Origin of the sequence: Winogradskyella pacifica (assembly GCF_013403915.1) — a bacterium.
Taxonomy (GTDB): domain Bacteria; phylum Bacteroidota; class Bacteroidia; order Flavobacteriales; family Flavobacteriaceae; genus Winogradskyella; species Winogradskyella pacifica.
Window position 1 is genome coordinate 93304 of record NZ_JABFDI010000014.1, and the last position, 25685, is coordinate 118988.

Genomic DNA, 25685 nt, shown 5'->3' on the forward strand with positions numbered 1-25685 from the left:
TTTATTTTATTAGAATGAAGATAGTTCAACAAAGTTTTAAGTTTTTAGTATTAGCAGTTTTGATGTTTTCATCAGCGTCTATTTCAGCGTTCAACGCTGGCGGAGATGGGGGTCAAGTTTCTGGTAAACAAGAGGTAGAGGAGTATATTGTTCATCACCTAAAAGACTCTCACGATTTTAATTTGTTTTCGTATACAGATGATTCTGGAGAGCGTAAACATTTTGGTGTGGCGTTGCCTGTGATTCTTTGGTCTTCTGAAGGATTAGTGACGTTTATGTCTTCCGAGTTTCACCATGATGATAACGGACAAGTTATTGTTGAAAAGGACGGTCTTAAGTTTACAAAGATTCACTCAAAAATTTACGAATTAGAAAAAGGAGCTACTGCTGTTAAGTTTGATGCTGATCATCATGCAACAAATGGAGCTAAGGTTTTAGATTTTTCAATTACTAAAAGTGTGGTCGGAATCTTATTAATTGGCCTTTTAATGTTATTCTGGTTCTCTAGATTAGCAAAGCAATATAAGAAAAAACAAATTCCTACAGGTTTCGGTCGTGTACTAGAGCCACTAGTACTTTACGTAAGAGACGAAATTGCAAGACCAAATATTGGTGAAAAGCACTACCGTAAATTTACAGGGTATCTTTTAACAGTGTTCTTCTTTATATGGATTTTAAACTTAGCGGGTTTAACACCATTAGGTTTTAACGTTACAGGTCAGTTAGCCGTAACAGCATGTTTAGCAATATTTACATTAATTATTTATACAGTAAGTGGTAATAAAGATTACTGGATGCATATTTTATGGATGCCAGGTGTACCAATCTTTGTTAAACCAATCTTAGCTGTAATTGAATTGGTAGGTGCGTTTATCATTAAGCCATTCTCATTATTAGTACGTTTGTTTGCAAATATTTCTGCAGGTCACATTGTATTAATGAGTTTAATTGCAATTATGTTTACACTTAAAGAATCTCTAGGTGTGGTTGGTGCAACAAGCTTATCGTTTGTATTGTCATTTTTCCTTTTATTAATCGAATTATTAGTAGCGTTTTTACAAGCGTATATTTTTACAATGTTATCAGCTTTATTTATTGGTATGGCTGTAGCAGAACACGATCATGATCATGAGCATGATCATGAAATTTCTTCAGACGTAGAAGACGTTAGAGGAGATTTTATTTAATAAGAATTTTTTTAATTTAATTTTATATATCAATTTTTATGGAACCAGTAACTTACAATTTAATTGGAGCAGGATTAATCGTAATCGGAGCAGGTATTGGACTTGGTCAAATCGGTGGTAAAGCAATGGAAGGTATTGCTCGTCAACCAGAAGCAGCAGGTAAAATCCAAACAGCGATGATTATTGTTGCAGCACTTTTAGAAGGTTTAGCATTTGGTGCTTTATTCTTAGGAAAATAAGAACCAAATCAAATTTACAAAAACACTATCCTGTAACGGTTGGTTACAGGACGTGTTTTTAAATTAAAAAAAGAATAACACCTAATTAGTTAATAGGATGGAAACATTATTAAACGATTTTTCACCAGGATTATTTGTAGTATCAACAATATTAATGTTAGCATTAATAGCATTGATGGTGAAGTTTGCATGGAAACCAATTCTTGCGTCATTAAGCGAAAGAGAAGAAGGTATTCAAAGTGCTTTAGATGCAGCTGAAAAAGCGAAGCGTGAAATGGCGAACCTTCAAGCAGATAATCAAAGATTATTGCAAGAAGCAAGATTAGAAAGAGAAACAATGCTTAAAGAAGCTCGTGAGCTTAAAAGCAAAATGATTGCAGATGCTGAAGCGGAAGCTAAAACGCAGGCAAATAAAATGATTGCACAAGCACAAGAAGCTATTACTAGTGAAAAGAAAGCAGCTATGGCAGAATTAAAAAGTCATGTTGCAGGTTTATCTATAGAAATCGCTGAAAAAGTAGTGCGTAACGAATTATCTAATAAAGACAAACAACTAGAATTAGTTGAGTCTATGTTAGGAGAAGCAACTTTAAACTAGTAAGAGATGTCAGGATCAAGAGCGGCAATACGATATGCTAAAGCGGTTTTAAGCTTAGCAACAGATCAAAAATCTGCTGAGGTGGTAAATAGTGATATGAAATCAATCACTAACGCTATCGCTGAGAGTGAAGATTTAAATCAGATGCTTCAAAGTCCTGTTGTAAGATCTTCGGATAAAAAAGCGGTATTATTAGCAGTGTTCAAAGATGCGAATGTAGCAACGACGAACTTATTCGATACTTTAATTACTAACAAAAGGTTACCTTTATTAAATGAGGTAGCTTCAAGTTATGTTCATTTATACGATGAATTAAGAGGTAGCCAAGTAGCAACAGTTACAACAGCAATTCCACTTACTGAAGATTTAAAAACTAAAGTATTAGCTAAGGTTAAAGAACTTACAGGAAAAGACGCCGAAGTAGAAAATATTATAGATGAAAGCATTTTAGGTGGTTTCATATTAAGAGTTGGAGATATACAGTATAATGCTAGTATTTCAAACAAACTCGATAAATTAAAAAGAGAATTTACACTAAATTAATATAGTTTTAGATAAGCCCTAAAGGCTAACAGCTAAAAGCTAAAGACTAAAAGAGATGGCAGAAGTAAAACCAGCTGAGATATCAGCAATCTTAAAACAACAACTTTCAGGTTTTGAAGCAGGTGCTTCATTAGACGAAGTAGGAACAGTATTAACTGTAGGTGATGGTATTGTACGTGCTTACGGATTAGCTAATGTGCAATATGGCGAATTAGTTGAATTCGATGGTGGTGCAGAAGGAATCGTACTTAACCTTGAAGAAGATAACGTCGGTATTGTATTGCTAGGAACTTCAGTAGGAATTAAAGAAGGTTCTACAGTTAAACGTACGGAACGTATCGCATCTGTGAAAGTAGGTGAAGGTATTGTTGGTCGTGTGGTTGATACTTTAGGTAACCCAATTGATGGTAAAGGACCAATAGCAGGTGAAACTTTTGAGATGCCTTTAGAGCGTAAAGCACCAGGTGTTATCTACAGAGAGCCAGTAACTGAGCCATTACAAACAGGTATTAAAGCTATTGATGCTATGATCCCAGTTGGTAGAGGTCAACGTGAGTTGGTAATTGGTGATAGACAGACTGGTAAGACAGCTGTTTGTATCGATGCGATCTTAAATCAAAAAGAATTTTACGATGCAGGTGAGCCTGTATATTGTATATATGTTGCTATTGGCCAAAAGGCTTCTACGGTAGCTTTAATTGCTAAGACTTTAGAAGAAAAAGGTGCTTTAGCATACACAACAATAGTAGCTGCAAATGCATCAGATCCTGCTGCAATGCAAGTTTATGCACCGTTTACAGGAGCATCTATTGGTGAGTATTTTAGAGATACTGGTAGACCAGCTTTAATTGTATTTGATGATTTATCAAAACAAGCTGTTGCTTACCGTGAGGTATCTTTATTATTAAGACGTCCTCCAGGACGTGAGGCATATCCTGGTGATGTATTTTATTTACACTCAAGATTATTAGAGCGTTCTGCAAAAATCATTAACAATGATGCTATTGCTAAAGAAATGAATGACCTTCCAGATGTTTTAAAACCTTTAGTTAAAGGTGGTGGTTCATTAACAGCATTGCCAATTATTGAAACACAAGCAGGTGATGTTTCAGCATATATCCCAACTAACGTAATTTCTATTACAGATGGTCAGATTTTCTTAGATGGTGATTTATTTAATTCTGGTGTTCGTCCAGCAATTAACGTAGGTATTTCTGTATCTCGTGTTGGTGGTAACGCTCAGATTAAATCAATGAAAAAAGTATCTGGTACATTAAAATTAGATCAAGCTCAGTACCGTGAATTAGAAGCGTTTGCTAAGTTTGGTTCAGATTTAGATGCCGTTACTTTAAACGTAATTAATAAAGGTAAGCGTAACGTTGAAATCTTAAAGCAGGCACAAAATGATCCTTTCAAAGTAGAAGATCAAGTAGCTATCATTTATGCAGGTTCTAAAAACTTGTTAAAAGATGTTCCTGTTGAGAAAGTAAAAGAATTTGAACGCGATTATTTAGAGTTCTTAAATGCAAAGCATAGAGATACTCTAGATTTACTAAAAGCAGGTAAATTAACTGATGAGGTTATTGATACACTTACAAGTGTAGCAAAAGATCTTTCAGGGAAATACAGATCATAAAGTTAGAAGTTTAGAGTTATGAGTAAACGTGTTCATAACTCTAAATTTTAATTATTAAACTAATGTCACTCTGAGCCTATGCAAGGAGTCTTTATCATATAAAGAATGGCGAATTTAAAGGAAATTAGAAACAGGATATCATCGGTATCATCAACGATGCAGATTACTAGTGCCATGAAAATGGTATCTGCTGCTAAGTTAAAGAAAGCCCAAGATGCTATTACAGCAATGCGTCCTTATTCTAATAAGTTAACGGAATTGCTTCAGAGTTTAAGTGCAACTTTAGATGAAGATTCTGGAAGTAAATATTCTGTTCAACGCGACGTAGAAAAAGTACTTATAGTTGTTGTAACTTCTAACAGAGGTTTGGCTGGTGCATTCAATTCTAATATCATTAAGCATGTAACTAAGCTTTCTAAGGAGACTTATGCTAATAAAGATGTTTCTTATTTAGCAATTGGAAAGAAGGCAAATGATGCATTCAAAAAAACGAATAAAGTTATTGCAAACAAAAGTGATTTGTATGAAGACTTAACGTTTGAGAATGTTTCTGAAATAGCAGAAATGCTAATGGAAAAATTTGTTGCTGGAGAATTTGATAAGATTGAGATAGTATACAATCACTTTAAAAATGCAGCGACTCAAATTGTAATGACGGAACAGTTCTTACCAATTGTACCTGTAGAAAGTGATGAAAACGTTAATTTAGATTACGTTTTTGAACCATCTAAAATTGAAATCGTTGAAGAATTAATACCGAAGTCTTTAAAGACTCAATTGTACAAAGGTATTAGAGATTCTTTCGCTTCTGAGCATGGTGCACGTATGACAGCAATGCATAAAGCAACAGATAACGCTACAGAATTAAGAGATCAACTTAAATTAACTTACAACAAAGCAAGACAAGCAGCAATTACTAACGAGATTTTAGAGATTGTTGGTGGAGCTGAAGCTTTAAATAACTAAACGCTATACTTAGTTAAAACTAAGAATTTCAATAGAATATAAAACCTAACTTTAAATAGTTAGGTTTTTTTTATGCCATCATGTAACATTTTTAAGATTTTGTATCTAAAAGGAAAATCCAATTAAAAATGAATATCATGAAAAATCTAAAAAGTAGACTATTAATCCTAACCTTTATGGTTTCAGGATTTATGTACTCGCAACACACATCTTTTGAAGTTAATATTTCAGGAAAAGGAAATCCTATATTACTATTCCCCGGCTTTAGCTGCCCTGGCTCCGTTTGGGATGATGTCGTTACTGAACTTTCCAAAACTAATGAGTGTCATGTTTTTACTTTTGCAGGCTTCGGAGATGTACCGGCAATTGAAACTCCTTGGTTACCAGAAATTAAGGAACAAATAATCACTTATATTTCAGACAACAATCTTAAACAAATCACTTTAATTGGTCACAGTTTGGGTGGTACATTGAGTTTATGGCTAGGAACCGAAAACACTTTAAATCTAAAGACTATTATAACAGTAGATGCTTTGCCCTCTATAGGCGCGCTTATGATGCCTAATTTCGACAGTAAAACGATTGTCTATGATAATCCCTATAACAAACAGTTATTAGATATGAGCGATGAAAATTTTGAAGCTATGGCTACTCAAATGGCATCGGGAATGGTAATCAATGAATCTAAGAAGGAAATTATTAAGGATTGGATTGTTGAAACCGATAGAGAAACTTATGTTTATGGCTATACCGATTTATTAAAACTAGATTTGAGAACTGATATTTCAAAGATAACAACACCTTTGGTAGTACTTGCTGCAGTAATGCCGTATGGATTAGAAACTGTAAAAAAAACATACCAAGAGCAATACAAAAATCATGGTCATTATAAAATTAAGTTTGCAGAAAGATCTGCACATTTTATAATGTATGATCAACCACAGTGGTTATTAGAAGCTATTAAAATGGAATTAAATTAGAGTTGAAACACGTGGAATTTAAGAACATATACGAGGATAATTACCCTAAAGTTATGCGGTTGTGCTTAGGCTATTGCAACGGAAACGAACCACAAGCCAAAGATTTAGCTCAAGAGGTGTTCATAAAGGTTTGGGGTAACTTGAAGACGTTTAGACAAGAAGCTAGCCTTTCTACATGGATTTATCGAATTACAGTAAATACCTGTTTAGTTCATATACGGAATAGTAAAAAAACCATGTTTTCTTCAGAGATGCCAAATCCTATAGAAAGTAAATTAGACGATTCTAAAGAGCATATAGAATCCAAATTTAAACAACTATACGCCTGTATTAATAAATTGAATGTTGATAATAAGGCGATTATTTTGCTTGAACTTGAAGGGTTGCAACAGAAGGAGATTGCAGAAATAATGGGATTAACGCACGAGGCCATAAGAGTGCGAATTCACAGAATTAAAAACGAATTAACTAAATGCGTTAAACAATGAAAAATTTCGAAGATATAAAATCACAATGGGAGAACCTGGCTGATATACAGGTTCCTAATGAAGGTACAGAAGAAATTATTAAAAAAGCGAACCAGTTAAAAAAGGGGCAGAAAATTACGAGCATTGTATTAGGTGTAACTGTGGGTGTTTTGGTTTTTTTCTTTTTCTACGTAAGTGCTTATTTAGAGTTTAAAGCGGCAATAGCGTTAATCTTAATGATAGCCGGATTAGTTCTTAGAATCGGAATAGAATTTAAGAGTATCAATGCGCTAAAACATATTAACTATTCTCAGAACGCTCATAGTTTTAAAGATATGTTGGTACACTATTATAAAAAGAGATTTCGAACGCATTATATTATCACGCCGATAATCCTTTTGTGTTATGTCATTGGCTTTATAATGCTTATACCATTTTTTGAAGCAGGTCTTTCACATGGGTTTTATACCTACATAAAAGTATCAGGATTTGTCATTATTACTGTTGGTGTGGTTTTAATTTTTAAGCAAATTCAAAAAGAACTATTGAGTATTAAACAACTTATGGAATAGATAATTGGCTAAAAATGGATACAAATAGATTACGCAAGAACGTAATTAAACACACGGTATATTTCTTACAAATAATGTCCTTTAATCTGATTACTATAACCTTAAAAGGTGTTATTTCGTAATTTTTTATATATTGCCGCCCCAAACCTTAACCTATATTAAAATGAAACTACTAAGAAAGGCGTCATACGTCAGTGCTTTAGCTATTGTCTTTTCGTTCACTTATCAGTGTTCTAGTTCAAAAGTCGAAACCTCTCAATTTGAATCATCTACAGCTTTTAAAGTTGAACCAGTTGTTTTTCAAGAATGGTATGCTGGCCTTAAAGTTGGAGGTACAGGGATAAATGTTTTTGTACCTGTGGTAAATAAAAGTGATGATATTGTTATTGATAGTATTTACTTTAGAAATCTAAAAGGTAAACTCGCTCAAAAAAACGATAAATATGTGGCGATACTAAAAAAACCATTCGCCAAATTATACCTTTACAATTCCTAAAAAATCGAATGATTATCCTTTTGATTTATCGCAATCTGAATGCGCGATTAGCTTTATAGAAAACGGAGAAACAAAATACTTTAAAACCACAAATCTTAACGAAGTCGCTGGTATCTATTACGAAAACGGCCCACCTCCTGTAAACGACGAGGCATTGTCAACTGTTTTAGCTTTTACAGAAGACGATAAAGAATAATTACCATTTTAAAATATATCTAAAAGTCTTGCTGATAAAGTAAGACTTTTTTTATTCCCAAAAATTAGAGTAACATCTTACACTTTACTACTCTGTTGATGCGTTCTAGTAATCACGGATACAAATAGCTCATCTTTTGATAATATTTCAATACTTTTGAGCCAAATTAACACCATTAAATTGAGCGGATTCAAATCACTTTTTAAACAAACATTTATATATGGCTTAGCGACTGTGCTACCTAGAATGTTAAGTTTTATTTTAGTGCCACTTTATACCGACCCAGCAGTACTTTCTGTTGAAGAATATGGTCGTATATCTTTTATATTCGCGTATTTTGTATTGTTTAATGTGGTTTTAGCCTATGGCATGGAAACTGCATTTTTTAGGTTTTTCAATAAAGAAGACAATCAAGACAAAGTAACAAGTACGTCTGCCATCTCATTAATAATTAGCTCATTTGGGTTATTAGGAATTGCTTTTTTGTTTAGAGATCAAATTTCTACACTCATCAATATAGAACTTAAGTATCTCAATTTAGTATTTATCATTTTACTTTTAGATGCTTTAGTTATCATTCCATTTGCTTGGTTACGGGCAACTGCCAGACCCATGCGCTACGCAATCCTTAAAATATTAAATGTTGCGGTTAATTTAGGATTAAATGTCTTTTTATTACTGTATCTAAAAGATTTAGCAGAGGATAATTCGCTTTTAGATCAAATTTATAAACCAGATTTTGAAATCAGTTACATTTTTATTTCTAACTTAATTGCAAGTGGATTAACGCTAATCTTATTACTTCCTTTCTATGCTAAAATCAAGCTGGCATTTGATACCGCTATATGGAAAAAAATGATGCGTTATGCTATGCCTGTGTTGATTGCAGGAATTGCCTATTCAGTCAATGAAACCTTTGACCGTATTTTATTAGAACAATTGTTGCCAGCCGATATTGCGGATGCACAAGTTGGGATGTACTCAGCTTGTTATAAGCTAGCCTTATTTATGACCTTGTTTGCTACAGCTTTTCGCTTAGGTATAGAACCTTACTTTTTTAGCCATTCAAAATCCGATAACCCACAAAAGAATTATGCTAGAATCTTAGAGTATTTTGTAGCCTTTGGTTCTGTTATCTTTTTAACCGTTGTTGTTTTTGCAGATGTTTTAAAGCCTTTTATTATAAGAAGTGAAGCATATTACGAAGCTATGTGGATTGTACCTTTTATTTTGCTAGCCAATTTCTGTTTAGGCATTTATCACAACCTTTCAGTTTGGTATAAAATTACTGATCGTACTAAGTTTGGTGCTTACATTTCAATATTTGGTGCCATTACAACGCTAGCATTAAATTATATATTAATTCCTATAATTGGTTTTAAGGGGTCAGCTATTGCAACACTTTCAGCCTATTTGCTAATGATGTTGTTGTCCTTTTATTACGGAAGAAAATACTATCCAATTCCTTATAACATTAAAAAGATAGTTCTGTATTTTGGACTATCCACACTGTTTTCTATGGTGTACTTCTATATTTTTAGAGGTAATTATTTTATAGGAATTGGTGCATTAATCGTATTTTTAAGCCTTGTTTTTCAGCTTGAAAGAAAAGAATTAACACTCATGTTAAAAAGAAATTAATCTGTCATCTATACAACGAATACTCTATACCTCATGAAAATTAAAATAATAAATAAATCGAGTCACGCTTTACCACATTACGAAACTATAGCTTCAGCTGGTATGGATTTGCGTGCTAATCTATCGGAATCTAGAACTTTAAAACCTTTAGAGCGAAGTATTGTTGGTACGGGTTTATTTATAGAATTACCTGTGGGTATTGAAGCACAAGTAAGACCAAGAAGCGGCTTAGCTGCAAAACAAGGCATAACCGTTTTAAACGCGCCAGGAACAATCGATGCCGATTATAGAGGAGAGATTGGTGTGATATTAGTCAATCTTTCAAACGAAAATTTTACAATTAATAATGGTGAACGTATTGCACAATTAGTCATTGCCAAACATGAGCGTGCCGAATGGGTAGATTCTATAGGATTGTCTGATACCGATAGAGGAGAAGGTGGTTTTGGAAGTACGGGAGTCTCTTAGAAATTCCCTGCAAGGTTTTTAAAACCTTGTAGGTATATACCTAAAAAATAAAGATTAGGTTGCAAATATGACCTAAAAATAAAATTAAACAGATTTCCACTGGAGTGGAAACGAAAAACAAATTTTTCGATGAAAATAATAGTACCAATGGCAGGCCGAGGATCGCGCCTAAGACCACATAGTTTAACCGTACCAAAACCATTAATTCCTGTTGCAGGTCAACCTATAGTGCATCGTTTAGTTAAGGATATCGCTAAAGTTTTAAAGCAACCTATAGAAGAGATTGCTTTTGTTCTTGGTGATCCAGCATTTTTTGGAGATGATGTGGTTAAAAGTTTAACGGAACTTGCTGAAGGTTTAGGAGCCAAAGCATCCATTTACCGACAAGATCAGCCATTAGGAACTGGCCATGCTATTATGAGTGCTAAGCCTTCGTTATCTGGTCCTGCTGTGATTGCTTATGCAGACACGTTGATTAGAGCTGAGTTTGATTTAGATCCGACTGCAGATAGTGTCATTTGGACAAAATGTGTTGCAAATCCTGAAGCCTACGGAGTTGTAAAACTAAATGACGACCAAAACATTGTTGAGTTGGTTGAAAAGCCTGAAACCTTTGTAAGTGATCAAGCTGTAATAGGGATCTACTATTTTAAAGATGTTGCGGTCTTAAAAGATAAATTACAAGAAGTTTTAGACGAGAACATTATGAACGGTGGAGAATACCAAATCAATGATGGTATTAAACGTATGATGGCAGATGGTAAAATCTTTAAAACAGGAACCGTTGACGAGTGGATGGATTGCGGAAACAAAGCCGTGACTTTAGAAACTAATGCAAGAATGTTAGGCTTTTTAACAGCTGATAAGGAAGAGCAATTAGTTGATGCTTCTGTGGTTTTAGAAAACTCAAAAATTATTGAGCCTTGTTATATCGGAAAAGGAACGGTTTTAAGAAATACAACTGTTGGACCTCATGTATCAATCGGAAAAGATTGTGTTATTGAAAACTCAACCGTTAAAAATAGCTTAATACAAAACCAAACCACTATTAAAAACGCTAATTTAGACGAAGCTATGATTGGTAACCACGTTAAATACAATGGTGAGTTTACTAAGATTAGTATTGGTGATTATACTATAATTGAGTAAAATTCCTGCGTAGGCAGGAAATCGAAGATACAGCGAAGCTAATCTCATGATTTTTAGTTCAAATTTTGTTTTGAACCTTATTTTTGGAATAACTTTTGAAAGATATCTAATAAATCAATCAATGATGTATATCGTATTGTACGCAGTTATAATTAAACCAAACCAGGAAGACAACTTTATTGAAGCTTGGAAAGGGTTAACATCATTGATTTACAAATACGAAGGAAGTTTAGGGTCTCGATTACATAAAAAGGATGGGCTAAACTATTTGGCGTATGCGCAATGGCCTGATAAAAATACGTTTGATACTGCTGGTGGAAATTTACCAGAAGAAGCCAATGATTTTAGAGAAATTATGAAAGCATCTTGTGAAAAATTTGAAGTATTAGAAAAATTTGAAATGATTGAAGACTTGTTAAAGCAACAACAAAGTGAATAGTAAGACTATTTTAATATTGGTTTTTCTCTTCGGAATGATTATCGTTCCGCAGACGACCTATGCCCAAGTCGATTTTAACAAACGGCCAGATGATGATTTGGGGAATGTGGAAGATGAATTTCAAGAGCATTTCTTCGAAGCTTTAAAACAAAAAGGCATTGAAAATTATGACCGTGCTGTAGAGGCCCTTCAAAAATGTTTGAATCTCGACAGCAAAAAACCAGTCATCTATTTTGAACTTGGAAAAAACTATAATAAGCTTAAAAACTTTGGTGCGGCAGAAGACAATCTAAAAAAAGCCATTAGCATGCAACCAGACAATGTTTGGTTTTTAGATGAACTTTACGATGTCTATTTTCAGCAAGATGATATTAAAAATGCCTTAAAGACCATTAAGCAATTAGTGAAATATCATCCGGATTATAAAGAAGATTTGGCAGCACTTTATGTAAGAGAGGAAAAGTACAAACTAGCTTTAGACTTATTAGATGAGTTAGATGCTGAATTTGGTTTAAGTGAATCTAGAGATGCCATGCGTAATGATATTTATAGTATTACGGGCAATGCTGATGACAGAATTGAAAACTTAGAACAACGAATTGCCAATAACCCCAGTAATGAGGATAATCACTTAAAGCTCATTTACAGATACAGCCAAACAGGTGATCAAAAAAACGCTTATAAGGCGGCTCAGAATTTACTAAAAGTTAAGCCAGATTCTAAATTTGTGCATTTAGCCTTGTATAAGTTTTATCTTCAAGACAATAAGATTCAAGATGCTATCTCATCTGTAAAAACAGTGTTAACAAGCCCTGAAATTAATGCAGATGCGAAGGCTAAAGTTCTTAAGGATTTTGTAGCCTTTGTAGCTAGTAATCCTGAGTACGAAACGGATCTTATAGATATTACGTCGCTTATAGATGGTAATAAAGATGCGCAAACCCACAGCGATTTAGGTCAATATTATTTAAAGGCAGGAGACAAAGCCAAGGCTTTATCAAACTTTAAAGAAGCTTTAAAACAAAGCCCTAATGACTTCAAATTAATTAAAGACGTATTACTGCTTCAACTAGATATAAAGGATTATAATGCGGTTATTGTCGATAGCGAACGTGCCTTAGAATTATATCCTGCACAGCCAATTTTATATTTAGTAAATGCCGTTGCAAATAATAATTTAGGAGAACCTAAAAAAGCTATTAATCATCTAGAAATGGGATTAGATTATTTAATTGACAACCCTAGTATGGAAGCTGATTTTTATTCCGAATTAAGTATAGCCTACAAAGCCCTAAATAATATTAGTAAATCTGAAGCGTTTGCTAAAAAGGCAAAAGCCTTAAAACTATAATAGTAAATGAAAATATTTCAACTCTCTATAAATCCAAAAGTTACAATCGCGACGATCCTTCTTGTTTTAGCTTTCAGTTGTAATTCCGCTAAAAGTGTGATAGAATCTGGTGTGGCTAGCGATAAGCTTTCGGCTAAGCAAGTAATAAAACAGCATAAAAAGAACGATGCTGATTTTAAAACATTAAAGGCTAGAGTAAAAATTGATATTACTCAAAATAATAAATCACAAGGTGCTGGTTTTACACTTAGAATAGAAAAAGATAAGGTGATTTGGTTAAGCGAGTCCATATTGGGCATGGCACGTATGATGATAACACCAGATAAAGTAAGGTTTTACAATAAACTAGATAACGAATTTTTTGATGGAGACTACAAGCTACTAAGTGATGTTGTTGGTATAGATCTCGATTTTATGAAAGTTCAAAATATTCTTTTAGGCCAAGCTATTAATGATCTTAATGACGAGCCTCATCAGGTCTTTGTTAATAATAACTCGTATGCTGTTAGTCCAAAAGATCAGAATGCACTGATAGAGTTATTTTATTTAATTAATCCTTCGCATTTTAAGATGGATAGTTTACAAATGCAGCAAATTCTAGAAAAGCGAATGCTTCAAGTAGATTATGCATCGTATCAAGAAGTGAAGAAACAAATTATACCAGAAAACATAAGTATTATAGCGGTTGAAGGTGCAGACCAAATAGCTATAACTATGGAATTTAAATCGGTATCTTTGGATGATGAAGTGCGTTTCCCGTTTAATATTCCTTCAGGATATAAAGAGATTGTTATAAAATAAGACACCAAACCACTTCGCTTTTATAACCAAGAATCAAGACTAGATTTTGACTTTATGAGAAGCAGAACAAATTAAATGAGAAGTAAAGTTTTTTTGTAAAAACATGAAAAGAATAAAATGAATTACCGTTTTTGTATCACTTTAATTATAGGACTTTTAATGTCTTGTGCTTCGTTATTCGCACAAAGCGACAGACAAAAAGAGTTAGAAGCTCAGCGTCAGCAGAAGTTGAGAGAGATTAAGCAAATTAATGCATTATTATTTACCAAAAAGAAAGAGGAAAAATCTGCGATTACACTTATAGAAGACATAAATTATAAGGTAAACGTTAGAAAAAATCTAATCAGAATCACTAACGAGCAAGCCAACTTATTGACGCGAGAAATCAATACAAATCAACAAGAAATTACGAGTCTAAGAACCCAATTACAAGAATTAAAGGATGACTATTCTGCAATGGTTGTAAAATCGTATAAAAGTAAGTCTGAACAAAGTAAAGTGATGTTTTTACTATCATCGAGCAATTTTCAACAAGCTTATAAACGCCTTCAATATATAAGGCAATACCGAGATTACCAGAAAGAACAGGGTGAAGCTATAAAGATTAAAACAAAAGAATTACAAGAGTTAAATATTCAATTGTCTAAGCAGAAAGAGAATAAGAATAAACTAATTGAAGAAAACAGAATTGCGAAACGCGAATTAGAAGATGAATTAAAACAGCGTGAAGTTTTAATGGCTTCGATTAAGTCTGATATGGGAAAGTTTGCGTCTCAGATAAAGAAGAAAAAACAAGAGGCCGATCAATTAGATAAAGAAATCAATCGAATCATTAAAGAAACAATAGCAGCTGCTAATAAAAAATCGGGAACAACGTCATCTAAAGGTAAGTTTGTATTAACGCCTGAAGCAAAGTTATTGTCTTCAAATTTTGAATCTAACAGAGGTAAATTAGGTTGGCCAGTATCTAGAGGAGTTGTTAAAGTAAAGTATGGAAAACAACGATCGTTAATAGATAATACTGTAACACAAAACTATAAGAGTATTTATATTGCAACAGAAGATCAATCTAATGTTAAATCTGTTTTTAGTGGTGAGGTGTCAAGGATTTTAGTTATTAAAAACGGAAACCCTGCCGTATTTATTAGGCATGGTATCTATTTTAGTGTTTACATGAACTTATCTCAGGTTAATGTAAAGGCGGGTGATAAAGTCGTTGCTGGTCAGGTTATAGGTAAAGTATTTACTAATAAATTAAAGGGAGAATCGTTATTAGGTTTTAGAATCTATAAAAATGATCAGGTAATGAACCCAGAACCTTGGTTAGCTAAATTTTAGGTTAGTAAAAGGCGGTTAAAAAATGGAGTTGTTTTTAACCAATAAAAGATTGTCATTATAAAAATAACACGACTATTACTACTCAAAAAGGGCTTTAAGTTCCGTAGCTTCAGAAGGTTTCATTTTACCAGCTAAAAGCAAACTCAATTGTTTACGACGTAAAGCGGCATCAAAACGTTGTTTTTCTAATTCAGTTTCGGGCACAAGCTCAGGCACTCTTACAGGTCTTCCGGTCTCATCTACAGCAACAAAAGTATAAATAGCTTCATTGGCCTTTACGCACTCACCAGACTCTCTGTCTTCAATCCAAACATCCATATACACTTCCATAGAAGATGAAAATGCACGTGATACTTTAGCTTCAATCATTACAACACTTCCTAGAGGAATAGATCTATTAAAAGCCACGTGATTAACGGAAGCCGTAACAACAATACGTCTAGAGTGTCTTCTAGCAGAAATACTAGCCGCTCTGTCCATACGTGCTAATAGTTCGCCTCCAAATAAGTTGTTAATAGGGTTTGTTTCACTTGGTAATACCAAATCGGTAACAATAGTTTTAGACTGAAATGCGGTTCTAGATAGCATAGAATATTAAAATTTGTGCAAAGATAGAGCGATTTTAGGACGGAGGAGTATTATTATAAGTAAAAAGTAAAAAGTAAAAAGTAAAAAGTGAAAAGTGAAAAAAGGCGCGACGAAAAATAATGATAGATTAAACTATTAAAATTTCTAAATAAAGTCGGTCTAATTTATTTCTCTGTGAATCTCCGCGTAAACTCCGTGAGTCCCTGTGTAATAATAATTTATGCTAAACTAAACGCAAATATTAGTAAAACTCAGATCTAAAAAATCTACTTAAGGTTCTTAATTAGCAACCAAGCATCACGGTTATGCTCACGACGAATCTTCAAAAGTTCATTTTGCGCTTCAGCTCTTGTGTCAAAACTACCATAGACAACTTCATGTAAACCATAACGATTCTCACCAATCTGACGCGCTTTAAAACCTTGTGCTCTTAGTTGGTTTACTTTCGTTTCAGAATTAGCTTCTACTCTAAAAGCACCAGCAACAATATGGTAGTTACCACTTTGTTTTTCTAAAGATAATGTAGCAGCAGGTAATGGGTTACTAATTATAAAAGTAGCTTCTTGCACTTTAGCATCGAGCTGCTCGTTAGCTTGCTCTTGTGCTAGTTGATTGTGATCTTCAATAGAGGAGTTGTAATAATTAGCGGCTCCAAAACCACCTAAACCTAAAAAGATAACAGCTGCAGCAGCATACTTTAACCAATTGTGGTTAGAGCGCTTTTCTGGTGTTAATGCAATAGGAGCAACGTCTTCAATAGCCTCAACTGTTTCTTTATAAACTTCGCGTGTAATATCCGAAGATGAAAAGTGAGATAAACCAAATGAATCTGTAAGATAATTGATATGACTAGATGGATCAAATTGAATTTTGCCATCAGCATTTAATGCCAATTCACCTATGTTTTTAAGTTGAATAGTTTCCCCTTCAGTTAAATAGGATTTAATAGACTTTATCTGCTTAGAGATGTTATTTATAGCGGTATTATACGGTATTTTTTCAACCTCAGCAATGTAATTAGCTAGTAAGCCATCGTTTTGCTGTAATTGCTCATTAAAAGACAACGTCTTTTTTGGAGGATAAAACGTATGTGTGGATTCGTGTATTTTTGCCGAAACACGACGTGTTAAAAAGGCTCCAAATTCTGGAACTGTGACACAATCGTATCGGTATAAAAGGTCGCTAATGTAAGTCTCTAACTGCATAATAGCAAAGTTAGAAATTTTTGTTTCTGAAAGAAATTAAGTGGGATTTATTTATTAACATCAAATTAAATTATCGCTTATGTAATTGATTTTCTTTTGATTCAATGTTAAAATTATATCACAGTGCCAGGTTCAGCGCAGTCGAAACCTGTTTTAGTAGTTAATGATAAATAGTTTATACTCAGGCTTTTTAAGATAATAATATTTATATTCGTAACAGATGATGTTTTATTTAAAGTAGTAATGCGCAATGACAGATCAACAACTTATTTACGCTTTAGCCTTACAACACGTACCTAAAATAGGTGCTACAACGGCCAAGAAACTCATTAACCATTGCGGATCTGCTGAAGCGGTTTTAAAAGAAAAGAAATCTAAAATTTTAAAAATTGATGGTATTGGTACGGCTACGATTCAAGGTCTTTTTGATAAAACCCATTTAGAACAAGCCGAACAGGAGTTGAAATTTATTAAGGACAACAACGTCGTTACTCATTATTTTACAGAAGACACCTATCCCGAACGTTTAAAACATTGTATTGATGGCCCTATTCTATTATTTCAATCTGGAAATATTAATTTGAAGCAACAACGCATTATAAGTATTGTTGGGGCTCGTAAAATTACCACTAGTGGCATCGCCTTTTGCGAAAAATTTGTAGAAGCGATGTCTGCATTTAATCCCATAATTATTTCTGGTTTTGCATACGGAACGGATATTACAGCGCAAAAGGCTGCTGTGAAGCACAATTTGCAAACTATTGGATGTTTAGCTCATGGTCTCAATCAGATTTATCCAAAAGTGCACAAAAAGTACGTTGCGGATATAGAAAACCATGGGGGCTTTTATACCGATTTTTGGAGTACCGATGTATTTGATAGAAACAATTTTTTAAAACGGAACCGAATTATAGCAGGTTTAAGCGAAGCTACAATCGTCATAGAATCTGCAGAAAAAGGAGGGAGCTTAGTTACAGCCGATATAGCAAATTCTTATAATAGAGAAGTCTTTGCTGTGCCAGGTAGAACCACGGACAGCCAAAGTGTGGGGTGTAATAATCTCATTAAATTTCAGAAAGCACATTTATTATCCACCCCATTAGATGTGCCTTATATATTGAATTGGGAATTAGACTCAGATAAAAAGACAGTGGTTCAGCAACAGCTATTTGTAGAGTTAGAACCCGATGAAAAAATCATATATAATTTTCTAAAGGTGAATCACAAAACAATTCTAGATGTTATTGCCTTACGGTGTGAAATGCCAACCTACAAATTAGCCGGACTACTACTTAATATGGAATTGAAAGGTGTTGTTAGACCTTTGCCAGGAAAGTTATTTGAAGCCATCTAATTTTACTAAAATTTATCGGTCCGCAATTAGAATGTCAAACATTATACAATAGCTATATATTATATTTACAAACATAAACAGTTGATTTTGAGCGGTGTTTATTTATGGTAGATTTTTCCTTTTTTATCACTGATAAAGTTATAGTTCGTTTCCATTATTTATTTTGTTATTATTGGTGTAAATTACCTCAAATTTACTCTTTATCGTATTTTTTGTACTTTTTATCGTGATTTTATTTGTTTTATTCAAGTTTATTTTATAATATTTGCCTTCCCTCAAAGAATATTTATCCTTCCCTCAAAGACATACTTTAAATAGTACGATTTCATCAAATGAAATTTATTTATTAAGACTTAATAATGATACAACTTATGAGGTTTCAATTTATACATCTTTTAAAACAGTTGAATGCATTGCAATATGTTGTATCTGTCTTTTGTCTTAGATTTTGCTGTATTGTAAGGGTGAAGATTGATGATAATGTATATCTGGCAAAAGTCAAAACTAATTACTATGTGGAGCATAGAAAGTCCTCTACTAAAAAAATATTAAATAATCTAAAAATAACTATTAAAATAAAGGCAAAAAAACGTATTTTTTTTGACCTTAAAACACACCGATTGTGTGAGTTACAATGTTAAATAGTGCACTTGAAGGGAAATTACCTACACATCAACTAATATTTTTTGTGTATCCCTTAGACTGCAGCATTTTTGCAGTGTTAAACCCAGATTTACACTGAATAGATATTTATCACTAGGCTTAGTCTTGATGTTAATGTCAGTTCAAAAGAATTATAATAAAATAACCTATGAATACAATTTTATCTTTCGTCTCATCTAAAAAAGTAATGACTACGTTTTTACTTTTGTTAAGTGTGTTGTCTTTTTCGCAAACTGTCACTGATGTGTATCCAACTAGGGTTACTCATGGTAGTGCAGTAACTATTATTGGTACAGGATTCAGTTCTAATCCTAATGTTGCTTTGTCTGGTATTTCTATTAGTACTATTAATAGAATTAGTGACACGCAAATGAGTTTTGAAATTACGCGTGCTTTTACTTCGTCAAGTACTTCGGGAAATCTAGTTGTTGGTGGTACAGATACGACTGTTGAAATCCAATTTATTCAGGCTAGGAACTTTAATGTGTCAAATAGGAAAATCAAAGAAATATATACAAATTTAAACGCAGATAAAAAAGTTGATAGAGATGGTAATTTAATAGTGCGCGGTGGTTTTTGGAATTCGAAAACTTCTTCTGTTTTACCGGATGATAAGCACGAACTCTTAGGTTTTAAAACAAATGATGATACTATTTTTTCAACAGGAGTAGATGACGCTGCCTTAGCGACTGGTTTAGGTCATAGTGGATTTATAACTCAAGAATTCAAAGCTTATTCAACTAATGGAGTTTCTGGAAAAACACATCCTAGTTTTTTTATGGAAATGGCTGATTTAATTGATGGCTATGTAGGGGGACAAGAATCTTCATCACCAGGTAATGCTGTTGCTAATTTAGATGCCATAAACGGATTAAAGGTTATTGATGTCTTAATTGATGGTAAAAATGGATTAGAATTAGGTACTGGAATCACTAATTTTAATACGAATGCTAGTGTGAAATTTTTTAGTGGAAATGGTCAGCCAGGCGTTATAGGTGACATTAATCCAGATTTACTAATCACTCAAATAGCAGATCCAGGAAGTAGAGATTATTATTATTATGAAGATGAATTGGGTAATATTGTAGGAACACCATTAGGTGTGTCAATGTCTGGAGCTACCGAACTATCAAAGTGGAAGGTAGACTTCTTTAGTTATCCATCGAATCAAGATTTTGCAGATGCGGTACCTACAAATAGATGGTCAAGTACTAATGGTGAAAGGGGAATAAGAATGGCTGCTTTAAAATTGGAGGACTTTGATATTAACAATATAGATGGTACTACTGGATATATAGGTGATATAAATAACATTAACATGGCAGCTGGTGGTACAGCTGATATCGCATTTTTAGCATATAATACCAACTCTTTTGATATTAAGGCGCCATTAGCTGATGCTATTTTACCTCAATATATATGTGATGTTAGTGTGACTGGCAATACAGCTACGTTTACTGTGAATGCTTATATTGAAAATGAGGCAGGAGACGGCACAATTTTAGATTCAAATATGACTTATGAATGGAGAAAAAATAATATAAAAATACCAGGTGAGACCAATTTTACTTATGAAATTACAGGTATCACGGCGGATGACCTAGGAACATATAGTGTAAAACTTTATAATGGTGAACAGGGAGGGTCTATCATCTTACCTGTTACTTTATCTGAGGGAGGTGCTCCAACAACTTGGAATGGTTCTACTTGGACTTCTTCTTATACTGTAGCTGATAAAGAACGAAGTTTAATTTTTGGTACAGATTTTAATGAAGATGAAGGAAATCTAGATCAAACTGTAGATTTAGTGGGATGTGACTGTGTTGTTGCAGCAGGTGCAAATGTGATAATTAAAAAAGATCAAAAAATGGTTCTTTATAACGAAATAACTGTTAATGAAAGAATTCTGATTCCAGCTGAGGGAATTGATATACCCGCAGGAACCTTCACCCTTGAAAATAATGCCAGCTTAGTACAAATAAATGATGTCGTAAACAGTGGGAAAATTAATGTAAAACGTCAAGCGGATAATTTAAATCAATATGATTATGTATACTGGTCGTCACCTGTCGCTGAGTTTGATATCGCTGGTATTCCAGGAAGTAATAAATATGAATGGAATCCTCAAATAGGAAATGATAATACTGATGACAGCACCGTAGGAGATTGGGTATCGGCAAATGGATTCATGTCTGTTGGTAAGGGATATATTGCTAGGGTGCCTTCAAGTGCCAATGTAACAACAACGTTTAACGGTGTGCCAAATAATGGTGATATTGATATAGAAATTTTTAAAACACCTCTAGCTGAGTCTTCTGATATGGCCGGTATTGATAAACATTGGAATTTAATTGGAAATCCATATCCTTCGGCAATAGATGCCATTAAATTTTTAACGTATAATAGTTCTGTAATAGATGGTGGTATAGATGGTAGTGTGTATTTGTGGACGCATACGCGTCCTGCTTCTTCTTCTGAAGATGATCCTTTCTATGACAATGACGATACTTATGGATTAAATTATGGCGATCAATATATTGCTTACAACGCTATGGGCAATTCAGACCCTTCGGATGAGTTTAAAGGAAAGATCGCTTCTGGTCAAGGGTTTTTTGTACAAGTGGAAGATGGTTTTACAGGGTCACCTTCTGTAACTTTCAATAATACAATGCGTCATGATAATTATGAGGCTTATAATAACGATGAATTTTACAGAGGCACAGTAGATACAGCTGTCGCTTTAGAAAAGCAATTAGTATGGCTGAGCTTAGCAAATGAAGATAATCATGCTATGAGTACATTAATCGGTTATGCGGAAGGTGCTACTGAAGGAAAAGATAGACTTTACGATGCGTATACTAATAATGAAGGCTTTAATTTATATTCTCTAATTACAGAAGACGAAAAATTAGTGATTCAAGGATTGCCATTACCATTTGTAGATACTAATACAGTACCTCTAGGTGTTGAGTTAACACAAAGTGGAATTTATACTATTGCCATTGGTAATGTAAAGGGAAGTTTATTTGTAGATAGAGAACAAGCGATTTATTTGGAAGATACCTATACAAATGTAACTCACGATTTAAGAGCATCTCCTTATACGTTTACAGGGGAAGCTGGTGAATTTAACGATCGTTTTGTCTTAAGATATACACCATCTGTAACGCTTTCTGTAAATGAGAATTCTGCGGCAACGACCTTTGCTTATGTTAGTAATGCGATGTTTCATGTAAAGTCTAATAGTAACTTAGACGCTATTGAAATCTTTGATATGAATGGTAAACAAATTATAAACTACACTATAGAAGACAATACAAATTCATTCGATACACAATTTGCATTCGCAAATGGTATTTATATCGCGGCCATAAAACTAGATAATGGCAGTGTGGTAACTAAAAAGCTAATTAATTAATAGTTACAAACTCATTTAATTTTTCACAACAATTTTAACCTTTAAGGCATGTTAGTCTATCAACTAACATGCCTTATAACTAAACCTTAATGTATGAACTCAAAAATTACTTTAAACTTTAAAATGCTTAAATCCATTAAGTTGACGGCTTTGCTAGTGCTGTTAACAGTATCAAATGGCTTAATAGCACAAACAGAACTTGTATCTCAAGTTTTTCCAACACGGATTACCACAAACTCTCAAATTACAGTATTAGGTACTGGGTTTACAGAAAGTACCTCAGTTAGTATAAGTGGTATAAGTGTTAATAATGCGAGTATTACTTTAGTTAGTGATACGGAAATGACTTTTAAAATTTCACATACAGGATCAGTTGATACTTCAGGCGAACTTATGTTAGCCGGTACTGCAACAGGTCAAAACATGGAATACGTGAGTCCTACTCCAAAAACATTAAGAAATGGGACGGAGAGTAACGTGACTAAAATAACTGAAATCTTTACAACGTATAATGGGTTTTGGAGATCATCACAATGGAAAGCAGATCCTACCAATAATAGTTTAAAACCAAATACAAGTCATGATGTGTTGGCTTTTACTTATAACGGAGTAACGTATTCTACAGGTGTTAACGATCAGTTGCTTACAGATAATGGTGTTGCGTTTAGTTCACAATTATTTTATGCGTATACCACTAATGGTGTTGACGGTATAACACACCCCAACAATTATTTAGCCATGGCAGATATGATTGATGGACAAGCAGGAGAAGGAACAGCAATAACATCTCCAGAAATTAGTGGAACTACCGTGTTCGACGTTATTACTGATGGTGTAAACGGTTTAGATATTGGAACTGGTATTACCAACTTTAATGCTACTGCCGATGTTGAGTTTTTTAGTAGTGGAGGACAGTTAGGAGCTTTGGAAGATGATATTCCAGATTTCTTAATTTCACAGATTGCTGCAGCGGGTAGTACAGATATTTATTATTATGCAGATGCTGACAAAAATGTTGTAGGGAGACCTATAAAAATTACCATTAGAGAAGAAACTGAAAATGATGGAGATGCATTATTAGCAAAATGGAGACTCGACTTATATAGCTTTTTACCTGGTGTTAATTACGGAATTGCGACTCCTACAGTAAGAGCGTTTTCTAACAATGAGGAAAGACCATTACGTATGGTAGCCTTTAAATTTGAAGATTTTCAAATTGATGATACTAATATTATTGATATCAACAACATAAATATGGTTGCTGGTGGTACTGCCGATCTTGCTTTTCTTGCCTATAATAGAGGGTCTTTTGATATAAAAACACCTGTAGTTACAGAATATCCATTAGCGAGATATGTATGTAATTTACCAAGTGATTCTAGTATTACATTTTCTGCCGTTGCAGAAGTTTCTGGTAACGTTACTGGTGCGCCAGAAGAAACATTATCTTACCAATGGTCTAAATACAATGAACCAATTCCTGGTGCTAATAGTAGTACATATACCATTCCTGGTAGCGTAGATGCAGAAAGCTTAGGAAGCTATAAATTAAGAGTAACCAATGCTTTTGGATCTGTTGTAGTACCTGTAAGCTTATCAATAGGAGGAACTCCTGTATATTGGAATGGTTCTGAATGGCAATTACCTTTAGTTTATGAAAATGCAGGGATCGTAGTTGAGCCTAAAGATAGAGGTTTAGTGTTTTCTTCTAACTATAATAGCTCTGGTGATATTGAAGGTTGTGATTGTTTAGTACCTGCAGGTAGTAATGTAACCATAGATTCTGGATCTACACTTAAACTTTATGGTGAAGTCACTGTAGAATCTGGTGCGTCATTAACGTTTGAAGATGGTGCGAGTTTAATTCAAACTAAGATCGTTTCAAGTAACGAAAATAGCGGCTCAATTAAAGTGAAACGTAATGTTACAGATTTACATGATAACGATTATGTATTGTGGTCATCACCTGTAGCTAATTTTGATGTATCTAATGTTACAGCTCCGCATACCGCTAATGCTTTTAATTGGGATGTAAATACACCTAATGCAAATGGTGTTTCTGGTGATTGGATGCTCACAAGTGGCACAATGAGCGCTGGTTTAGGCTATGCTGTAAATGTACCAACTGAATTCGTTTCAACTGGATTTACTGCTAGTTTTGTAGGAAAACCTAATAATGGGGATATTTCTGTAGATGTTTTTAAATCAACAGGAAATCAGCCTAACCCTGAAGCTAGACATAGAAACCTTATTGGAAACCCATATCCTTCTGCAATTAGTGTAGATCAGTTATTAGCCGATAATACGTTATTAGAAGGTAATGTAAAACTATGGGCGCATAATACAGCAATCCCAAATACGACAACACCTTTAACGAGTTCTGCTTACCAAGATTTGAACTACAGCTATGGCGAGCAATATGTAAGCTATAATTTTACAGGTGCTAATCCACCAGAAAGTACAAATGGTTTTATTGGTTCTGGTCAAGGATTCTTTGTACAGGTTGATGAAGGTGCAACTGAAGGTTCAGTAACGTTTACAAACGCTATGCGTTCTGATGATGCTGATGTAGCACATGATAATTCTGAATTTTACAGAGGAACAAATGATGCTCAAGATTTAGAAAAGCACTTAGTTTGGTTAAGTTTAATTGATGCTACAGATGTTTCTGCAAGTACTTTAGTTGGTTATGTAGATGGAGCCACTTTAGGAAAAGATAGACTTTTTGATGCCTATTCTGATGACAACGCAATGCGTATCTATTCTATGGTTAATAATGAAGAAATGGTTATTCAAGGTCGTCCTTTACCATTTGAAAATGCTGATGTAGTGCCATTAGGAGTTGAATTACCAGAAAACGGTATTTTTAAAATTGCTATTGGTGATTTAGATGGTAGTGTATTTGCGGATACTAGTGTAGGTATTTATCTTGAAGATACGGTTCTAAATACAGAACATGACTTAAGAGAATCTCCATATGCTTTCTCTGGAGTACAAGGGAAAATTAATGATAGATTTAACTTGCGTTATATAATGTCTTTATCAATTGATGACAATGAAATGTCTAACACTTTTGCTTACGTAAAAGATGGTACATTAAATGTAAGATCTGGTACTGTTATTAAAGACGTTAAAGTATATGATATCAACGGAAGACAAGTAGTTTCTTATGCGTCTAACAGTCAGAATAATACATTGAGTGAAAGCTTCCAGTTTTCTAAAGGTGTTTATTTAGCAACGATTACTTTAGAAGGTAATGTTACTGTAACTAAGAAAATTATTAATTAAGGATTAATTCACTTAATTGCAGAACTAAAAGAGGTCGTCTAAAAACAATTTAGGCGACCTTTTAATTTTTAATCATGTTGGTTTTATTGTTAAGATACTTGA

22 protein-coding genes are annotated in these 25685 nt (G+C 33.7%); 20 read left to right on the forward strand and 2 right to left on the reverse strand.

What is annotated here, in order from left to right; genetic code table 11:
* Nucleotides 1–14 precede the first annotated feature (14 nt).
* The 17 genes from atpB (at nucleotide 15) to HM984_RS13005 (ending at nucleotide 15067) form a co-directional block, all read left to right on the forward strand.
* Nucleotides 15–1187: a F0F1 ATP synthase subunit A gene (gene atpB, locus HM984_RS12925; protein WP_115811528.1), complete on the forward strand. Its 1173-nt coding sequence runs from the start codon at nucleotides 15–17 to the stop codon at nucleotides 1185–1187.
* 38 nt (nucleotides 1188–1225) lie between these two features.
* Complete coding sequence (atpE, locus tag HM984_RS12930; RefSeq protein WP_020896353.1) at nucleotides 1226–1426, forward strand: ATP synthase F0 subunit C; 201 nt, start codon at nucleotides 1226–1228, stop codon at nucleotides 1424–1426.
* A 97-nt stretch (nucleotides 1427–1523) separates the two neighbouring features.
* Entirely contained in the window at nucleotides 1524–2024 is a 501-nt protein-coding gene (locus HM984_RS12935; RefSeq protein WP_115811526.1) for a F0F1 ATP synthase subunit B, read from the forward strand.
* Nucleotides 2025–2030: 6 nt separating this feature from the next.
* Nucleotides 2031–2567 (forward strand): ATP synthase F1 subunit delta, encoded by a 537-nt coding sequence (gene atpH / locus HM984_RS12940; protein ID WP_115811524.1) that lies wholly within the window; start codon nucleotides 2031–2033, stop codon nucleotides 2565–2567.
* A 55-nt stretch (nucleotides 2568–2622) separates the two neighbouring features.
* Nucleotides 2623–4203, forward strand: a complete 1581-nt coding sequence (atpA, locus tag HM984_RS12945; RefSeq protein ID WP_179349451.1) for a F0F1 ATP synthase subunit alpha — start codon at nucleotides 2623–2625, stop codon at nucleotides 4201–4203.
* Nucleotides 4204–4308: 105 nt separating this feature from the next.
* Nucleotides 4309–5169, forward strand: a complete 861-nt coding sequence (gene atpG, locus HM984_RS12950) for an ATP synthase F1 subunit gamma (protein ID WP_115811520.1) — start codon at nucleotides 4309–4311, stop codon at nucleotides 5167–5169.
* A 137-nt stretch (nucleotides 5170–5306) separates the two neighbouring features.
* A complete protein-coding gene (locus tag HM984_RS12955; protein ID WP_179349452.1) occupies nucleotides 5307–6149 on the forward strand; it encodes an alpha/beta fold hydrolase in 843 nt (280 codons plus the stop codon).
* An 11-nt stretch (nucleotides 6150–6160) separates the two neighbouring features.
* Nucleotides 6161–6637 carry an RNA polymerase sigma factor gene (locus tag HM984_RS12960; protein WP_371312498.1) on the forward strand — a complete coding sequence of 159 codons (477 nt, stop codon included), beginning with the start codon at nucleotides 6161–6163 and terminating at the stop codon, nucleotides 6635–6637.
* Nucleotides 6634–7188 (forward strand): hypothetical protein, encoded by a 555-nt coding sequence (locus tag HM984_RS12965; RefSeq protein WP_179349454.1) that lies wholly within the window; start codon nucleotides 6634–6636, stop codon nucleotides 7186–7188. The genes HM984_RS12960 and HM984_RS12965 overlap by 4 nt, the downstream gene beginning before the upstream one ends.
* 163 nt (nucleotides 7189–7351) lie before the next feature.
* Nucleotides 7352–7684 (forward strand): hypothetical protein, encoded by a 333-nt coding sequence (locus HM984_RS12970; RefSeq protein ID WP_179349455.1) that lies wholly within the window; start codon nucleotides 7352–7354, stop codon nucleotides 7682–7684.
* Between the two features lie 376 nt (nucleotides 7685–8060).
* A complete protein-coding gene (locus HM984_RS12975) occupies nucleotides 8061–9521 on the forward strand; it encodes an oligosaccharide flippase family protein (RefSeq protein WP_179349456.1) in 1461 nt (486 codons plus the stop codon).
* Between the two features lie 33 nt (nucleotides 9522–9554).
* Nucleotides 9555–9989: a dUTP diphosphatase gene (gene dut, locus HM984_RS12980; RefSeq protein ID WP_115811509.1), complete on the forward strand. Its 435-nt coding sequence runs from the start codon at nucleotides 9555–9557 to the stop codon at nucleotides 9987–9989.
* Between the two features lie 129 nt (nucleotides 9990–10118).
* Nucleotides 10119–11138, forward strand: coding sequence for a sugar phosphate nucleotidyltransferase (locus tag HM984_RS12985; protein ID WP_179349457.1), 1020 nt, complete (start codon nucleotides 10119–10121; stop codon nucleotides 11136–11138).
* Between the two features lie 121 nt (nucleotides 11139–11259).
* Nucleotides 11260–11577, forward strand: coding sequence for an antibiotic biosynthesis monooxygenase family protein (locus tag HM984_RS12990; RefSeq protein ID WP_179349458.1), 318 nt, complete (start codon nucleotides 11260–11262; stop codon nucleotides 11575–11577).
* Nucleotides 11570–12928 carry a tetratricopeptide repeat protein gene (locus HM984_RS12995; protein WP_371312502.1) on the forward strand — a complete coding sequence of 453 codons (1359 nt, stop codon included), beginning with the start codon at nucleotides 11570–11572 and terminating at the stop codon, nucleotides 12926–12928. The genes HM984_RS12990 and HM984_RS12995 overlap by 8 nt, the downstream gene beginning before the upstream one ends.
* Nucleotides 12929–12934: 6 nt before the next feature.
* Nucleotides 12935–13729: a lipoprotein insertase outer membrane protein LolB1 gene (gene lolB1, locus HM984_RS13000; protein ID WP_179349459.1), complete on the forward strand. Its 795-nt coding sequence runs from the start codon at nucleotides 12935–12937 to the stop codon at nucleotides 13727–13729.
* Between the two features lie 117 nt (nucleotides 13730–13846).
* The gene (locus tag HM984_RS13005; protein WP_179349460.1) at nucleotides 13847–15067 is read left to right on the forward strand and encodes a murein hydrolase activator EnvC family protein; all 1221 of its coding nucleotides are present in this window, start codon (nucleotides 13847–13849) and stop codon (nucleotides 15065–15067) included.
* 78 nt (nucleotides 15068–15145) lie between these two features.
* Here HM984_RS13005 and HM984_RS13010 read toward each other — a convergent pair whose 3' ends face one another.
* Both HM984_RS13010 and HM984_RS13015 read right to left on the reverse strand, forming a co-directional pair.
* Nucleotides 15146–15655, reverse strand: a complete 510-nt coding sequence (locus HM984_RS13010; protein WP_179349461.1) for an acyl-CoA thioesterase — start codon at nucleotides 15653–15655, stop codon at nucleotides 15146–15148.
* Between the two features lie 266 nt (nucleotides 15656–15921).
* A complete protein-coding gene (locus HM984_RS13015; protein WP_179349462.1) occupies nucleotides 15922–16860 on the reverse strand; it encodes an HU domain-containing protein in 939 nt (312 codons plus the stop codon).
* Nucleotides 16861–17110: 250 nt separating this feature from the next.
* Between HM984_RS13015 and dprA the strand changes: the two genes are divergently transcribed.
* The 3 genes from dprA to HM984_RS13030 all read left to right on the forward strand — a co-directional run bounded on the left by dprA (nucleotide 17111) and on the right by HM984_RS13030 (nucleotide 25583).
* A complete protein-coding gene (gene dprA / locus HM984_RS13020) occupies nucleotides 17111–18214 on the forward strand; it encodes a DNA-processing protein DprA (RefSeq protein ID WP_179349463.1) in 1104 nt (367 codons plus the stop codon).
* Between the two features lie 811 nt (nucleotides 18215–19025).
* Nucleotides 19026–22295, forward strand: a complete 3270-nt coding sequence (locus HM984_RS13025) for a RemA C-terminal-like gliding motility protein (RefSeq protein ID WP_179349464.1) — start codon at nucleotides 19026–19028, stop codon at nucleotides 22293–22295.
* 93 nt (nucleotides 22296–22388) lie between these two features.
* Complete coding sequence (locus tag HM984_RS13030; RefSeq protein ID WP_179349465.1) at nucleotides 22389–25583, forward strand: RemA C-terminal-like gliding motility protein; 3195 nt, start codon at nucleotides 22389–22391, stop codon at nucleotides 25581–25583.
* Nucleotides 25584–25685: the final 102 nt, after the last annotated feature.

Coding starts and splice junctions, on each gene's coding strand:
- atpB (WP_115811528.1), top strand. CDS start 15: ATGAAGATAGTTCAACAAAGTTTTAAGTTTTTAGTATTAGCAGTTTTG.
- atpE (WP_020896353.1), top strand. CDS start 1,226: ATGGAACCAGTAACTTACAATTTAATTGGAGCAGGATTAATCGTAATC.
- HM984_RS12935 (WP_115811526.1), top strand. CDS start 1,524: ATGGAAACATTATTAAACGATTTTTCACCAGGATTATTTGTAGTATCA.
- atpH (WP_115811524.1), top strand. CDS start 2,031: ATGTCAGGATCAAGAGCGGCAATACGATATGCTAAAGCGGTTTTAAGC.
- atpA (WP_179349451.1), top strand. CDS start 2,623: ATGGCAGAAGTAAAACCAGCTGAGATATCAGCAATCTTAAAACAACAA.
- atpG (WP_115811520.1), top strand. CDS start 4,309: ATGGCGAATTTAAAGGAAATTAGAAACAGGATATCATCGGTATCATCA.
- HM984_RS12955 (WP_179349452.1), top strand. CDS start 5,307: ATGAAAAATCTAAAAAGTAGACTATTAATCCTAACCTTTATGGTTTCA.
- HM984_RS12965 (WP_179349454.1), top strand. CDS start 6,634: ATGAAAAATTTCGAAGATATAAAATCACAATGGGAGAACCTGGCTGAT.
- HM984_RS12970 (WP_179349455.1), top strand. CDS start 7,352: ATGAAACTACTAAGAAAGGCGTCATACGTCAGTGCTTTAGCTATTGTC.
- dut (WP_115811509.1), top strand. CDS start 9,555: ATGAAAATTAAAATAATAAATAAATCGAGTCACGCTTTACCACATTAC.
- HM984_RS12985 (WP_179349457.1), top strand. CDS start 10,119: ATGAAAATAATAGTACCAATGGCAGGCCGAGGATCGCGCCTAAGACCA.
- HM984_RS12990 (WP_179349458.1), top strand. CDS start 11,260: ATGATGTATATCGTATTGTACGCAGTTATAATTAAACCAAACCAGGAA.
- lolB1 (WP_179349459.1), top strand. CDS start 12,935: ATGAAAATATTTCAACTCTCTATAAATCCAAAAGTTACAATCGCGACG.
- HM984_RS13005 (WP_179349460.1), top strand. CDS start 13,847: ATGAATTACCGTTTTTGTATCACTTTAATTATAGGACTTTTAATGTCT.
- HM984_RS13010 (WP_179349461.1), bottom strand. CDS start 15,655: ATGCTATCTAGAACCGCATTTCAGTCTAAAACTATTGTTACCGATTTG.
- HM984_RS13015 (WP_179349462.1), bottom strand. CDS start 16,860: ATGCAGTTAGAGACTTACATTAGCGACCTTTTATACCGATACGATTGT.
- dprA (WP_179349463.1), top strand. CDS start 17,111: ATGACAGATCAACAACTTATTTACGCTTTAGCCTTACAACACGTACCT.
- HM984_RS13025 (WP_179349464.1), top strand. CDS start 19,026: ATGAATACAATTTTATCTTTCGTCTCATCTAAAAAAGTAATGACTACG.
- HM984_RS13030 (WP_179349465.1), top strand. CDS start 22,389: ATGAACTCAAAAATTACTTTAAACTTTAAAATGCTTAAATCCATTAAG.